Genomic DNA, 12817 nt, shown 5'->3' with positions numbered 1-12817 from the left:
GCGTGAGCGGGCATCGCCCGGCTCAGCGCATCAGGCTTTCCATGAATCCGGCCAGGCGGCTGGCCAGGGCGCGGCGCCAGGGGGCGCTGTGGGGGTTGGCCAGCACCCGGTCCTCGTGGACGAAGCTGCGGATGATGGCGTTGTAGCCGAGCCAGCGGCAGGGCTCCGGCTCCCAGGCGGAGAGCCGGTTCAGCGGCCCGTCGCCCAGCACCCAGGGCTGGCGGGTGAGCAGGGTCTCGCGGCCGAGGATCAGGTCGGCCAGGGTGCGGCCGCCGAGGTTGGTGGCGCCCACGCCTTCACCGCCGTAGCCGCCGGAGAGGGCGATGCCGCTGGCACGGTCCACCAGCATGTGCGGCTGGAAGCGCCGCGCCATGCCCAGGTTGCCGCCCCAGCTGTGGGTCAGGCGCACGTTGCGCAGCATCGGGAACAGCTCGCCGAACAGGTAGCGGCGCAGGGCGATCTCGTCGTCGTCGAGCTGGAAGTTCTCCCGCAGCTTGCCGCCGAAGCGGTAGCCGCCGCGGGCACCGAACACCAGGCGGTTGTCGGCGGTGCGCTGGCCATAGGTGACTTGGCGGCTGTTCTCGCTGAAGGCCTGGCCCCGTTCCAGGCCGATCTCGGCCCAGGTGGACTCCGGCAGCGGCTCGCTGGCCACCAGCAGGCTCTGCACCGGCAGCTGATAGCGGCCGAGCGGGGGCAGGGCGGCAGCGTAGCCTTCGATGGCGGGCACCACCCAGTGGGCCTTCACCTCGCCCTGCAGGGTGGTGATGCGGCCGGGCTGCCAATCGGTGACGCGGCTCTGTTCGAACAGCTGCACGCCCATGCGCTCGACGGCGCGGGCCAGGCCGCGCACCAGGCGCGCCGGCTGGATGGTGGCGCAGTGCGGCGTGAAGATTCCGCCCAGGGCGCCGGCCACGCGGATCTGCCGGCCCAGCTCCGGCGGGGTCAGCCAGCGGTAGTCGTCCTCGCCCAGGCCCTCGGCGTGCAGGTCGCGCAGTTGCTGGCGCAGGCGCACTTCCTGCTCGGGGTAGCGGGCCGCGCAATAGAGCACGCCGCCCTTGCGGTAGTCGCAGTCGATGCCTTCGCGCTGCAGCACCTCGGCCACTTCGTCGGGAATGCCATGGAGCAGGTCCAGGGAGGCGCGGCGCTCGTCGCGGGAAAGCTTCGCCAGGGCGCGGTCCTCGCCCAGCAGGTTGCCCATCAGCCAGCCGCCGTTGCGCCCGCTGGCGCCGAAGCCGGCGATCTCGGCTTCGAGGATGGCGATGCGCAGTTCGGGGGCCTGGCGCTTGAGGTAGTAGGCGGTCCACAGGCCGGTGTAGCCGGCGCCGATGATGGCGATATCCACCTCCAGGCTGCCGCCCAGGGCGGGGCGCGGGGTGAGCGGCTCGTCGAGCTGGTCCATCCACAGGCTGATCGATTGCCAGGCCGGCATAGCGGGGCTCCCAGTTGGAAAGGTTCGGATGGCGGCAAGACTAGAAGCTGGCGCGGGCGCTGTCGTGTGTGCGTGCACGCCGGGACTCGGCGTGCCGCTCAGAGAGAGGCTTTTAGCTGCTTCAAGTAAGCCTTCGGCGACAACCCTGTGTGCTGGCGGAAGCAGCGATAGAAGGCCGAGAGGGAATTGAAGCCGGCGGCGAAGGCGAGTTCGTCGATGCGCGGCGAGGTCGGCCCTTGCTCCAGCTGCGCCAGCAGGTGGCCCAGGCGGGCCTGGTTGACGTACTGGTAGAAGCTCTGGCCGAGCATCTGGTTGAGCAGGTAGGAAATCTGGTTACGGGTGTAACCGGTGGCGGCGGCAACCTGGTGCAGGTCCAGCGCCGGGTCGAGGTACGGCTGGCTGTGCTGGAAGTAGTCCTCCAGGTCCCGCGCCAGCAGGCTCAGCTGCCGGGCCGAAAGCCCCAGGCGGCTGGCGGCGGGGCGTTGCAGGCGGTCGCCGGCCTCGCGTTTGCCCTGGATCAGCAGGGCGTATTCGTTGATGCGCCAGATCAGGCCGTCACGGACGGTAATGGCCTCGCTGGTACGAAAGGTACCGCTGTGGCCCAGGCGCAGGCTGTACTGGATGAACGCGGTATCGCCGTCCACGCGGATGCGGTCGCTGTGCTCCAGGTACTCGTCCGGCCCGCTGGGCATGGTGGCGCGCACGTAGTCGCCGAGCTCCGCACGGTGCAGGCAGCGGTTCTGGAAGTAGTCGTTGTATTCCACGTCCGGGTGGTAGAGCGCCAGCACCGCGTCGATGTCGCGGGCCTTCCAGCTCAGGTGGTAACGCATCACCACTTCGCGGGTGGCGGCGGTGTCGTGGTCGGGCTCGGTCATGGTCGTTCGATAGTCGGCAAGTGGCTCAGGATGCCAAAGCCATGGCCCTGAGGGTAGGGGGAGGCGAAGGTTCCATCCATGCTCTCGATGGTGCGCCATAGCGCTTCCGGATAATGGCCCGGCAAGGAGTGTTCCAGAGCATGGATTCACTCTTTCGAGCTACAGGATGAATCCCTCCTTGGTGCGCTTATCGCCTGTGCGGGTGACTGGTTAGGGTGTGCTCCTCCTTCACCAACCAGGAAAGCCGCATGACAAAAACAACAATGCGCGCAGTTTTCCGGCCGCACGCGCTGGCCGCCGCCGTAGCCTTGGGATTTGCCACCCAGGCCCACGCCGTCAACTTCAACATCGGCGAGATCGAAGGGCAGTTCGACTCCTCGCTGTCGGTGGGTGCTAGCTGGTCCATGCGCGGCGCCGACCCGGATCTGGTCAGCACCGTGAACGGCGGCAAGGGCCAGTCGTCCACCGGTGACGATGGCCGCCTCAACTTCAAGAAGGGCGAAACCTTCTCGAAGATCTTCAAGGGCATCCACGATCTCGAGCTCAAGTACGGCGACACCGGTGTGTTCGTCCGTGGCAAGTACTGGTACGACTTCGAGCTGAAGGACGAGAACCGCCGGTTCAAGGACATCAGCGACCACAACCGCAAGGAAGGCTCCAAGTCCTCCGGCGCGCAACTGCTGGACGCCTTCGTCTACCACAACTACAGCATCGCCGACCTGCCGGGTAACGTTCGCGTGGGCAAGCAGGTGGTGAGCTGGGGCGAAAGCACCTTCATCGGCAACAGCATCAACTCGATCAACCCGGTCGACGTCTCCGCCTTCCGCCGCCCCGGCGCGGAGATCAAGGAAGGCCTCATCCCGGTCAACATGTTCTACGTCTCCCAGACCCTGACCGACCAGCTCAGCGTCGAGGCCTTCTACCAGCTGGAATGGGACCAGACGGTCCTGGACAACTGCGGCACCTTCTTCGGTGGTGACGTGGCCTCCGATGGCTGCGAAACCGGCTACACCGTGGGCTCCCCGGCCATCGCGCCGCTGCAGCCTGTGGCGGCTGCCTTCGGCCAGGGCTTCGAGGTCACCTCCGAGGGTGTGATCCTGCCCCGTGGCGGCGACCGTGACGCCCGTGACAGCGGCCAATTCGGCACAGCCCTGCGCTGGCTGGGCGACGAAACCGAATACGCCGCCTACTTCATGAACTACCACAGCCGCACCCCGTTCGTGGGCACCAAGACGGCCAGCGCCGCGACCCTCGCCGCACTGCCCAGCATCATTTCCACCGCCAACGGTATCGTCCCTGGCTCCGGAGCAGGCCTGGCGCAGAGCACCATGCTCGGCAATGGCCAGTACTACCTGGAATACCCCGAGGACATCCAGCTCTACGGCCTGAGCTTCTCCACCACCCTGCCCACCGGCACGGCCTGGAGCGGCGAGATCAGCTACCGTCCGAACGCCCCGGTCCAGCTCAACACCAATGACGTGACCCTGGCCCTGGTCAACCCGATCGCCGGCGGCACCGCCTCGCCGATCGCCACTGCGCCGGGCGCCGACAACACCGGCTACAAGCGCAAGGAAATCACCCAGGTACAGACCACCCTGACCCACTTCATCGACCAGGTACTGGGCGCCGAGCGCCTGACCCTGGTGGGCGAAGTCGGCGTGGTGCACGTCGGTGGCCTGGAGAACGCCCGCGAGCTGCGCTACGGCCGTGACTCGGTGTATGGCGCCTACGGCTTCGGCGGCGACACCCATGGCTTCGTCACCAGCACCTCCTGGGGCTACCGCACCCGCGCCATCCTCGACTACAGCAACGTCATCGCCGGCATCAACCTGAAGCCGAACGTGGCCTGGTCCCATGACGTCGACGGCTACGGCCCCAACGGTCTGTTCAACGAGGGTGCCAAGGCGCTCAGCATCGGTGTCGATGCCGACTACCAGAACACCTACACCGCCAGCCTCAGCTACACGGACTTCTTCGGTGGCAAGTACAACACCCTGGTCGACCGCGATTTCCTTGCCGTCAGCTTCGGCATGAACTTCTGAGTGAACAGAGAACATGACTATGCGTAAGACGATCCTGCACAGCACCGCCCTGGTTCTCAGCCTGCTCGCCGCCAACGTGATGGCTGCCGTGTCCGCTGACGAAGCCGCCAAGCTCGGCACCAGCCTCACCCCGCTGGGTGCGGAGAAGGCCGGCAACGCCGATGGCAGCATTCCCGAGTGGACCGGCGGCATCGGCAAGGACGCCGGCGCGGTGGACGCCAAGGGCTTCCTCGCCGACCCCTTCGCCAGCGAGAAACCGCTGTTCACCATCACCGCGGCCAACGTCGACCAGTACAAGGACAAGCTGTCCGACGGCCAGGTGGCGATGTTCAAGCGCTACCCCGAGACCTACAAGATCCCGGTGTACCCGACCCACCGCACCGTCGCCGTGCCTGCCGCGGTCAACGAGGCAGCGAAGAAAAGCGCCGTCACCGTACAGCCGATCAACGACGGCAACGGCCTGGCCAACTTCGCCGACAGCCGCTACTACGCCTTCCCGATTCCGAAGAACGGCGTGGAAGTGATCTGGAACCACGTCACCCGCTACCGTGGCGGCAACCTGCGCCGGATCATCACCCAGGCCACCCCCCAGGTGAACGGTTCCTACACGCCGATCCGCTTCGAGGAAGAAGTGGCCGTGCCCCAGGAGATGCCGGACCTGCCGGCAGGCAAGGGCGAGAACGTGCTGCTGTTCTTCAAGCAGCAGGTGACCGCGCCCTCGCGCCTGGCGGGTAACGTCCTGCTGGTGCACGAAACCCTGGACCAGGTGAAGGAACCGCGCCTGGCGTGGATCTACAACGCCGGCCAGCGCCGCGTGCGCCGTGCGCCCCAGGTCGCCTACGACGGCCCGGGTACCGCCTCCGACGGCCTGCGTACCTCCGACAACTTCGACATGTTCTCCGGCGCCCCGGATCGTTACGACTGGAAGTTGGTGGGCAAGAAGGAGATGTACATCCCCTACAACAGCTACAAGCTGGACTCGCCCTCGCTCAAGTACGACGACGTGATCAAGGCCGGCCACATCAACCAGGACCTGACCCGTTACGAGCTGCACCGCGTCTGGGAAGTGGTCGCCACCGTGAAGAGCGGCGAGCGCCACATCTACGCCAAGCGCCACATGTACATAGACGAGGACAGCTGGCAGGTAGCCCTGGTGGACCATTACGACGGTCGCGGCCAACTGTGGCGCGTCGCCGAGGGCCACGCCCAGTTCTATTACAACCAGCAGGTTCCGGCCTACACCCTGGAAGCCCTGTACGACATCATCGCCGGCCGCTACCTGGCCCTGGGCATGAAGAACGAAGAGAAGCACAGCTTCGAGTTCGGCTTCGTCGGCAAGGCTGCGGACTACACCCCCGCCGCGCTGCGTAACGCCGGCGTCCGTTGATGTCCCACGCGCACAGGGACGTGCGCACCCCCATCTTGTGATTGCGACGCTCCCACATTCGAGGCGGCCATTGGCCGCCTTTTTTATGGGCTTGGATCATTGCCCTGAATGATCCTTCAAGAGGCCCGTGCCAGAGACCTAGGCTGGCGCCCTGAGCAGCCGGACAAGAACAATGAGGCGTGCCGCATGTCCGCCATGACCCGTTTCGATTCCCACGCCTACCTGCCGCGCCTGCCAGCGCTGCATGTGGAGCGTCCCCGCCTGAGCGGCCCCCTGGTCAGCTCCACGGCGCGCCTGCGCTTGCTCTGCGCGCCCGCTGGCAGCGGCAAGAGCGTGCTGCTGATGGAGTGCGTGCAGCGTTGCCCCGCCGACTACTCGGTGCACTGGCTGCCCCTGGGTGGCGTCACCCTCTCGCCCGCCGGCTTCTGTGCGGGCCTGGCCGCGGTGATGGGGCTGGAGGAGGCCGACGAGGCCAGCGTGCAGCGCGCCCTGGCGCAATGGGCGATGCCTGGCTGGATCATCCTCGACGACTACTGCCGGCAGCCCAACCCTGAGCTGGACGCCTGCCTCGATCGCCTGCTGTCCACCAGCAGCCCCGCGCTGCAGTGGTGGATCAGCGGCCGACGGCGCCCGGCCTGCAACCTGCCCCGGCTGCTGATCGACGGCGAACTGCTGGAGATGGACGCCGCCCAGCTCACCCTTGAAACCGACGAGCTCGCCCGCCTGCTCGAGCTGTCGCGCCACGGCTGGCCCCACGATGCCCCCTCGCGCCTGCTGGAAAGCACCGGTGGCTGGTGCGCCGGCGTGCGCATGGCGCTGCTGGAACCGGTGGACTGGGGCTTCGCCGACCCGCTGCAGCGCGGCGGCCACTCCGCCACCCTGGCGGCCTACCTCGATCACGAACTCTTCGCCGGCCTCGGCCCCGAGCAGGCCGAAGCCTGGCTCGCCCTGGCGCACCTGGCGCGCTTCAACGCGGCGCTTTGCGAATACCTGTTCGGCCCCGGCGAAGGCGCCCGACTGCTGCGCGAGCTGGATGCCCTGGGCAGCTTCATCGAGCCCCTGGGCGATGCCCCCGGCTGGTTCCGCGTCTTCGCGCCGCTGGCGGTGCAGATGCGCAACCGCGATGCCCACTCCGGGCGTGGCTGGCACCTGCGCGCCTGCCAATGGTTCGCCGCCGAAGGCGACTGGCAGGCCGCCGCCGAACACGCCCTGGAAGCCGAGCAGCCCGAAGCGGCCGTGAGCCTGTTGCAGCACTTCGGCGTGCAGCACCTGTTCCAGGGGCGCAACGTCGCCCTGCTGTTGCGCCTGCACCAGGAAGTGGAAGAAAGCCTGCTGCTGGTGTCCCCACATTCCCTGCGCCTGCTCGCCGGGGCGCTGCTGTTCTCCGGCAAGCTCGATGAGGCCGCGCGCTGCATCGCCGAGCAGGGCCGCTTCCTGCCCCAGCCCGATGCCGAGCGCCAGCGTGACCTGGTGTCGTACTGGCAGGCCCAATACGGCCTGCTCGCCCACCTCCAGGGCGACGGTCCCGGTGCCCGCCTGCACCTGGGCGAGGCCCTGGCGACCCTGGCCGACGACGCCTGGGAACAGAAGCTGATCTGCTACTCCGGCCTCACCCAGCAGGCGTTGCTGGCCGGTGATCTCGACGCCGCCCAGGAGCTGAGCCGCGAGGCCCTGCAACTGGCGCGCAGCCACGGCAGCCTGCTGCTGGAAGCCTTCCTCGAGCTCGATCACGCGCAACTGCTGGAGCATCGCGGCGCCCTGTTGCGGGCCGATGCGGTGCTGGAGCGCGCCCAGGAGTTCCTCATGGGGCAGGGCCGCAACGCCAGCCCGCTGCTGGGCCGGCTGGCCCTGCGCCGTGGCCGCCTGGCCCTGCGCCAGGGGCGGGACGAGGAAGCCCGCAAGCACTACCAGTACGGGCTGCAGGAAGCGCGCAACTGTGGCGACTACCGCGCCCTGTTCGGCTACCTCGGCCTGGCAACGCTGGACGCCAACCGCCGCGAATTCGACCGCGCCTTCGATCGCCTGCGTGAAGCCGAACGGCTGATGCAGATGCGCCATATCCCCGAGCGGGTCTACCGCGCCGTGCTCCTGCAGGTCAGCAGCAGCCTGCTGCTCATGCAGGGCCGCGCCGGCCAGGCGCGCCATGCCCTGTTGCGGGTGCTGCGGCACTTCCGGGGCGAGCACGCGGTGCAGGCGCCCCCGGCGACCCTCGACCTGATCCCGCGCATCGAATGGCAACTGGCCCTGGCCGAGCTCTACGAGGGCGAAGCCTTCAACGCCCGCCAGCGCCTGCTGGGCCAGCTGCACAAGGCCCGGGAAAACGGCATGCACGCCCTGGAAGTGGAAATCCACCTGGCCCTGGCCGAAGCGGAGTACCTCGGCGGCGACCTGGACCAGGCCGCCATCACCCTGCGCGACGGCCTCACCCTGGCCGAGCAGTTCAACCTGCACCAGCCCCTGCGCGAACTGCAGCTGCGCCAGCCGGCCATGCTCAAGGCGCTGGACATGGACCCGGGCGAGGAGCCCGACGACGGCCTCGTCGGTGGCCCGCTGAGCCAGCGCGAACTGGAAGTGCTCGGCCTCATTGCCCAGGGCAGCTCCAACCAGGAAATCGCCGAGCGCCTGTTCATCTCCCTGCACACGGTCAAGACCCACGCCCGGCGCATCAACGGCAAGCTCGGCGTCAAGCGTCGCACCCAGGCCGTCGCCCACGCCAAGGCGCTGGGCCTGATGTAGGCCGGGAACGCGTGGTCGTTGGGTGGGGGAGTGAAATGCCTTGCCGTGTAACGATGGGTTTCGTGGGGCTCTACCCATCCTACGCAGTGGTCGCGTTCACTCGGCGGTTCGGGGTTGTTCCTGCAGTTCGTAGGATGGTGTAGAGCGAAGCGAAACCCATCACCACGGAGCGACAGGCCCACTCAATGCAACGCCGGCGTCGCCTCGTGGCCGAGCTGTTCCAGGCGCTGGGTCAGCAGCAGGCGCTGGGCCGTGTCTTCACAGAGCAGCAGGGCGCGCTGCAGGTCGAAGCGTTCGGCCTGGGGGCATTCCAGCTGCTTGTAGATATCGGCGCGGGCCAGGTGATCCACCAGGTTGGCAGCGCCCAGTTCCAGCACCCGTTCGGCGTCCTTCAAGGCTTCCAGCGGCTTTTCCGCCTGCAGGTGCAGCTGGCGCAGGTTGCGTGACAGCCGCTGCAGCTGCTCGCGGGCGTCGCACTGGCGCAGGTGCGAGGCCTGCAGCTCGGCCTTGGGGCCGAGGGTGCGCAGCAGCAGGTCGCGGCAGTCGCGGGTATAGAGGCGGCGACCGCCGCAAGGGTCCAGCAGGTGATCGGCACCGGGTACGCGCAGCAGGAAGTGCCCGGGGAAGTTCACCCCCGCCAGTGGAATATCCAGGCGTACGGCCAGCTCCAAGGCCAGCAGCGCGAGGGACAACGGCTGCCCGCGGCGGCGCAGCAACACCTGGTCCAGCAGCGCGGCACGGGGGCGCAGCGGTTGGTCGTCGTCCTCGTTGAAGTCCAGCTCGCTCAGGCGGCGCAACAGCGGTTGCGCCAGCTCGATGGCGGGCAACTGCGGCAAGCCCGCCGCCACCTGCTGGGTGAGGCTCGCCACATCCCGCAGCACCGTTGCCGGGTTCACCGTCGGGTCATGCTCGGCGGCAACCCATAGCGCCGCTTCCAGGGGGGCGGGCGGGTCGGTTTCGAGGCAGGCGAGGCAACGTTGGCGAGGGTTCATGGCGCATCTCCGGTTCGCCCCACGGTTGTAGCTGGCGGCCGGATTTTCGTCCAGTGGGCGGGCGGCGACCCGGTGCCGCGCCCGCCGCCTATACTGGCTCCTAACCTCACCAAGGGGCTCGCCATGTTCAACGTGATGGAGACCGCGCGGCTCGAAGCGCTGCATCTCGCCCAGGACCCGGTCACCGGGCTCAAGGCCGTGATCGCGATCCACGACACCCGGTTCGGCCCAGCCCTCGGCGGCTGCCGCTACCTCGCCTACCCCAATGAAGAAAGCGCCATCCGCGATGCCGTGCGCCTGGCCCAGGGCATGAGCTACAAGGCCGCGCTCGCCGGCCTCGAACAGGGCGGCGGCAAGGCGGTGATCATGCGCCCCGCCCATGTGGATAACCGCGCCGCGCTGTTCGAAGCCTTCGGCCGCATGATCGAGTCCCTCGGCGGGCGTTACGTCACCGCCGTCGACAGCGGCACCTCCAGCGCCGACATGGACTGCATCGCCCAGCACACCCGCCACGTCACCAGCACCAGCTCCGCCGGCGACCCCTCGCCGCACACCGCCATGGGCGTGTTCGCCGGTATCCGCGCCAGCGCCCAGGCGCGTCTCGGCAGCGATGACCTCGAAGGCCTGCGCGTGGCCATCCAGGGCCTCGGCAACGTCGGCTACGCCCTGGCTGAGCAACTGGTGGCGGCCGGTGCCGAACTGCTGGTCAGCGACCTCGATCCCGGCCGCGTGCAGCTCGCCGTGGAGCAGCTCGGCGCCCAGCCGGTGGCCAGCGAAGCACTGCTCACCACGCCTTGCGACATCCTCGCGCCCTGCGGCCTCGGCGGCGTGCTCAACCCGCAGACCATCCCCCAGCTGCGTTGCGCGGCGGTGGCCGGTGCCGCGAACAACCAGCTGGCCAGCGCCGACAGCGCCGACGGGTTGGAGGCCCGCGGCATCCTCTATGCCCCCGACTACGTGATCAACTCCGGTGGGCTCATCTATGTCGCCCTCAAGCACAAGGGCGACGAGCTGCCCGCCATCACCGCGCACCTGTCGCGCATCGGTCAGCGCCTGACCGAAATCTACGCCCACGCCCAGGCCGACAAGCGCTCACCCGCGCGCGTTGCCGATGCCCTGGCGGAGCGCCTGCTCTACCGTTGAGCAGGGCCTCCCGCGCCCGTCGCGGGAGCCGGGACCAGGGCCGTGATCCGGCCCACCGTCCCACCATGCGGCGCCACGAACGCCGCCACCCTTGAAGCACCCACGAGGTGAGGAGGAGTGACATGCACAACCCCAGGATCGACATCCCCTACACGCGCCACCTGGACCCCGAAGGGCGCCTGCTCGGCGAGCTGCCCGCCTGGGCCGACGACTTCAACCTGCTGACCCGGCTGTACCGGCAGATGGTCCTGACCCGCCTGTTTGACCAGAAGGCCGTGGCCCTGCAACGCACCGGCCGCATCGGCACCTACGCGCCCACCCTCGGGCAGGAGGCGATCGGCGTCGCCATCGGCAGCCTCATGGGCGCCGAAGACGTGCTGGTGCCCTATTACCGCGACACCGCCGTGCAGCTCATGCGCGGCGTGCGCATGGAGGAAATCCTCCTTTACTGGGGCGGCGACGAGCGCGGCAGCGCCTACGCCGATCCGGCCGTGGCGCAGGACTTTCCCCTCTGCGTGCCCATCGCCACCCAGGCCCTGCACGCCTGCGGGGTGGCCACCGCGTTCAAGATCCGTGGCGAGCACCGGGTCGCCGTCACCACCTGCGGCGACGGCGCCACCAGCAAGGGCGACTTCCTCGAAGCGCTCAACGTCGCCGGCGCCTGGCAGCTGCCCATGGTCTTCGTGGTCAACAACAACCAATGGGCCATCTCGGTGCCGCGCAGCATCCAGTGCGGCGCCGCCACCCTGGCGCAGAAGGCCATCGGCGCCGGCTTCCCCGGCGAGCAGGTGGACGGCAACGACATGCTCGCCGTCTACGACCGCATGCGGGCGGCCCTGGACCGTGCCCGCCACGGCAAGGGCCCGGTGCTGCTGGAGTGCATCAGCTACCGCCTGGGCGACCACACCACCGCCGACGACGCCACCCGCTACCGCAGCGCCGACGAGGTGAAGAAGGCCTGGCAGGAGGAACCCATCAAGCGCCTGCAGGCCTACCTCGCCGCCAACGCGGTGTGGGACGAGGGCCGCGAGCAGGCGCTCATCGCCGAGTGCCAGAAGGAGGTCCAGGCCGCAGTGGAGCGCTTCGAGTCGGCCGGCACCCAGCCGGTGGAATCCATCATCGACCAGGTCTACGCCCGCTGGCCGGCGGCCCTGGCCGAGCAACGCGAAATGCTCCTCGAGCGCGCCGCCCGTCGTGAGGTGAACCGCCATGAATAAGCCCGAAGTGATCGAGAAACGCGCCCTGCTCGAGGCGGTCAACCTGGCCCTGCACCGCGCGATGGAGGAAGACCACAACGTCGTGGTGCTGGGCGAGGACGTCGGCGTCAACGGCGGCGTGTTCCGCGCCACCCTCGGCCTGCGCGAGGCCTTCGGCTTCAAGCGGGTGATCGACACGCCGCTGGCGGAAACCATGATCGCCGGGCTCTGCGTCGGCATGGCCGCCCAGGGCCTCAAGCCGGTGATGGAAATCCAGTTCCTCGGCTTCATCTACGCCGCCATGGAGCACCTGGTGTCCCACGCCAGCCGCCTGCGCAACCGCACCCGTGGGCGCCTCGGCTGCTCCATGGTGCTGCGCAGCCCCATGGGCGCCGGCATCCGCGCGCCGGAGCACCACAGCGAAAGCACCGAGGCGATCTTCGCCCAGATACCCGGCGTGCGCGTGGTCATCCCCTCGTCGCCGGCCCGCGCCTACGGCCTGCTGCTGGCGGCCATCGACGACCCGGACCCGGTGGTCTTCCTCGAGCCCACCCGGCTCTACCGGATGAACCCGCAACCCCTGGTGGACGACGGCCAGCGCCTGCCCCTGGACAGCTGCTTCACCCTGCGCGAGGGCGCCGACATCACCCTGGTCAGCTGGGGCGCCAGCGTCCACGAAACCCTGCAGGCCGCCCAGCGCCTGGAAGAGCAGGGCATCAGTGCCGAGGTCATCGACGTCGCCTGCATCAAGCCCCTGGACCTCGACACCCTCGAAGCCTCGGTGCGCAAGACCGGGCGCTGCGTCATCGTCCACGAGGCGCCGCGCTCCTGCGGGGTGGGGGCGGAGATTGCCGCCAGCCTCTACGAGCGCGCGTTGCTCGACCTGCAGGCGCCCATCCAGCGCGTCACCGCGCCGGACATCCCGCCACCCCTGTACCGCCTGGAGCAGCTCTACATCCCCAGCCCCGAGGACATCCTCGCGGCCTGCGAACTGGTGCTGGACTACGCCTGACGAGC

Annotated in this window: 9 protein-coding genes; 6 read left to right on the top strand and 3 right to left on the bottom strand. The window is 68.7% G+C overall.

The window, feature by feature from the left end; translation table 11 throughout:
• Window positions 1–22 precede the first annotated feature (22 nt).
• Both PSm6_RS05190 and PSm6_RS05185 read right to left on the bottom strand, forming a co-directional pair.
• A complete protein-coding gene (locus PSm6_RS05190; protein WP_265169702.1) occupies window positions 23–1429 on the bottom strand; it encodes an NAD(P)/FAD-dependent oxidoreductase in 1407 nt (468 codons plus the stop codon).
• Window positions 1430–1527: 98 nt separating this feature from the next.
• Window positions 1528–2259, bottom strand: coding sequence for an AraC family transcriptional regulator (locus tag PSm6_RS05185; RefSeq protein WP_265170502.1), 732 nt, complete (start codon window positions 2257–2259; stop codon window positions 1528–1530).
• A gap of 293 nt (window positions 2260–2552) precedes the next feature.
• Between PSm6_RS05185 and PSm6_RS05180 the strand changes: the two genes are divergently transcribed.
• The 3 genes from PSm6_RS05180 (at window position 2553) to PSm6_RS05170 (ending at window position 8469) form a co-directional block, all read left to right on the top strand.
• Window positions 2553–4346 (top strand): DUF1302 domain-containing protein, encoded by a 1794-nt coding sequence (locus PSm6_RS05180; protein ID WP_031288749.1) that lies wholly within the window; start codon window positions 2553–2555, stop codon window positions 4344–4346.
• Between the two features lie 19 nt (window positions 4347–4365).
• Window positions 4366–5733, top strand: coding sequence for a DUF1329 domain-containing protein (locus PSm6_RS05175; RefSeq protein ID WP_184487434.1), 1368 nt, complete (start codon window positions 4366–4368; stop codon window positions 5731–5733).
• Between the two features lie 186 nt (window positions 5734–5919).
• Window positions 5920–8469 (top strand): LuxR C-terminal-related transcriptional regulator, encoded by a 2550-nt coding sequence (locus tag PSm6_RS05170; RefSeq protein WP_043239935.1) that lies wholly within the window; start codon window positions 5920–5922, stop codon window positions 8467–8469.
• Between the two features lie 182 nt (window positions 8470–8651).
• On the opposite strand, the gene PSm6_RS05165 is transcribed toward PSm6_RS05170, so the two are convergent.
• A complete protein-coding gene (locus tag PSm6_RS05165) occupies window positions 8652–9461 on the bottom strand; it encodes a SirB1 family protein (protein WP_265169701.1) in 810 nt (269 codons plus the stop codon).
• A gap of 123 nt (window positions 9462–9584) precedes the next feature.
• Between PSm6_RS05165 and PSm6_RS05160 the strand changes: the two genes are divergently transcribed.
• The 3 genes from PSm6_RS05160 (at window position 9585) to PSm6_RS05150 (ending at window position 12812) form a co-directional block, all read left to right on the top strand.
• The gene (locus PSm6_RS05160) at window positions 9585–10604 is read left to right on the top strand and encodes a Glu/Leu/Phe/Val dehydrogenase family protein (RefSeq protein ID WP_021222023.1); all 1020 of its coding nucleotides are present in this window, start codon (window positions 9585–9587) and stop codon (window positions 10602–10604) included.
• Window positions 10605–10726: 122 nt separating this feature from the next.
• Window positions 10727–11821, top strand: a complete 1095-nt coding sequence (gene pdhA / locus PSm6_RS05155; RefSeq protein WP_021222024.1) for a pyruvate dehydrogenase (acetyl-transferring) E1 component subunit alpha — start codon at window positions 10727–10729, stop codon at window positions 11819–11821.
• Window positions 11814–12812 (top strand): alpha-ketoacid dehydrogenase subunit beta, encoded by a 999-nt coding sequence (locus tag PSm6_RS05150; protein ID WP_265169700.1) that lies wholly within the window; start codon window positions 11814–11816, stop codon window positions 12810–12812. Before pdhA ends, PSm6_RS05150 begins: the two co-directional genes overlap by 8 nt.
• Window positions 12813–12817: the final 5 nt, after the last annotated feature.

This window comes from Pseudomonas solani, assembly GCF_026072635.1.
Taxonomy (GTDB): domain Bacteria; phylum Pseudomonadota; class Gammaproteobacteria; order Pseudomonadales; family Pseudomonadaceae; genus Metapseudomonas; species Metapseudomonas solani.
The sequence above is the reverse complement of the archived record's forward strand: the minus strand, read 5'-3'. Positions and strand labels throughout refer to the sequence as shown.

Bases quoted from the DNA above. Each gene is read 5' to 3' on its own strand.
- PSm6_RS05190 (WP_265169702.1), bottom strand. From the start codon at position 1,429: ATGCCGGCCTGGCAATCGATCAGCCTGTGGATGGACCAGCTCGACGAG.
- PSm6_RS05185 (WP_265170502.1), bottom strand. From the start codon at position 2,259: ATGCGTTACCACCTGAGCTGGAAGGCCCGCGACATCGACGCGGTGCTG.
- PSm6_RS05180 (WP_031288749.1), top strand. From the start codon at position 2,553: ATGACAAAAACAACAATGCGCGCAGTTTTCCGGCCGCACGCGCTGGCC.
- PSm6_RS05175 (WP_184487434.1), top strand. From the start codon at position 4,366: ATGCGTAAGACGATCCTGCACAGCACCGCCCTGGTTCTCAGCCTGCTC.
- PSm6_RS05170 (WP_043239935.1), top strand. From the start codon at position 5,920: ATGTCCGCCATGACCCGTTTCGATTCCCACGCCTACCTGCCGCGCCTG.
- PSm6_RS05165 (WP_265169701.1), bottom strand. From the start codon at position 9,461: ATGAACCCTCGCCAACGTTGCCTCGCCTGCCTCGAAACCGACCCGCCC.
- PSm6_RS05160 (WP_021222023.1), top strand. From the start codon at position 9,585: ATGTTCAACGTGATGGAGACCGCGCGGCTCGAAGCGCTGCATCTCGCC.
- pdhA (WP_021222024.1), top strand. From the start codon at position 10,727: ATGCACAACCCCAGGATCGACATCCCCTACACGCGCCACCTGGACCCC.
- PSm6_RS05150 (WP_265169700.1), top strand. From the start codon at position 11,814: ATGAATAAGCCCGAAGTGATCGAGAAACGCGCCCTGCTCGAGGCGGTC.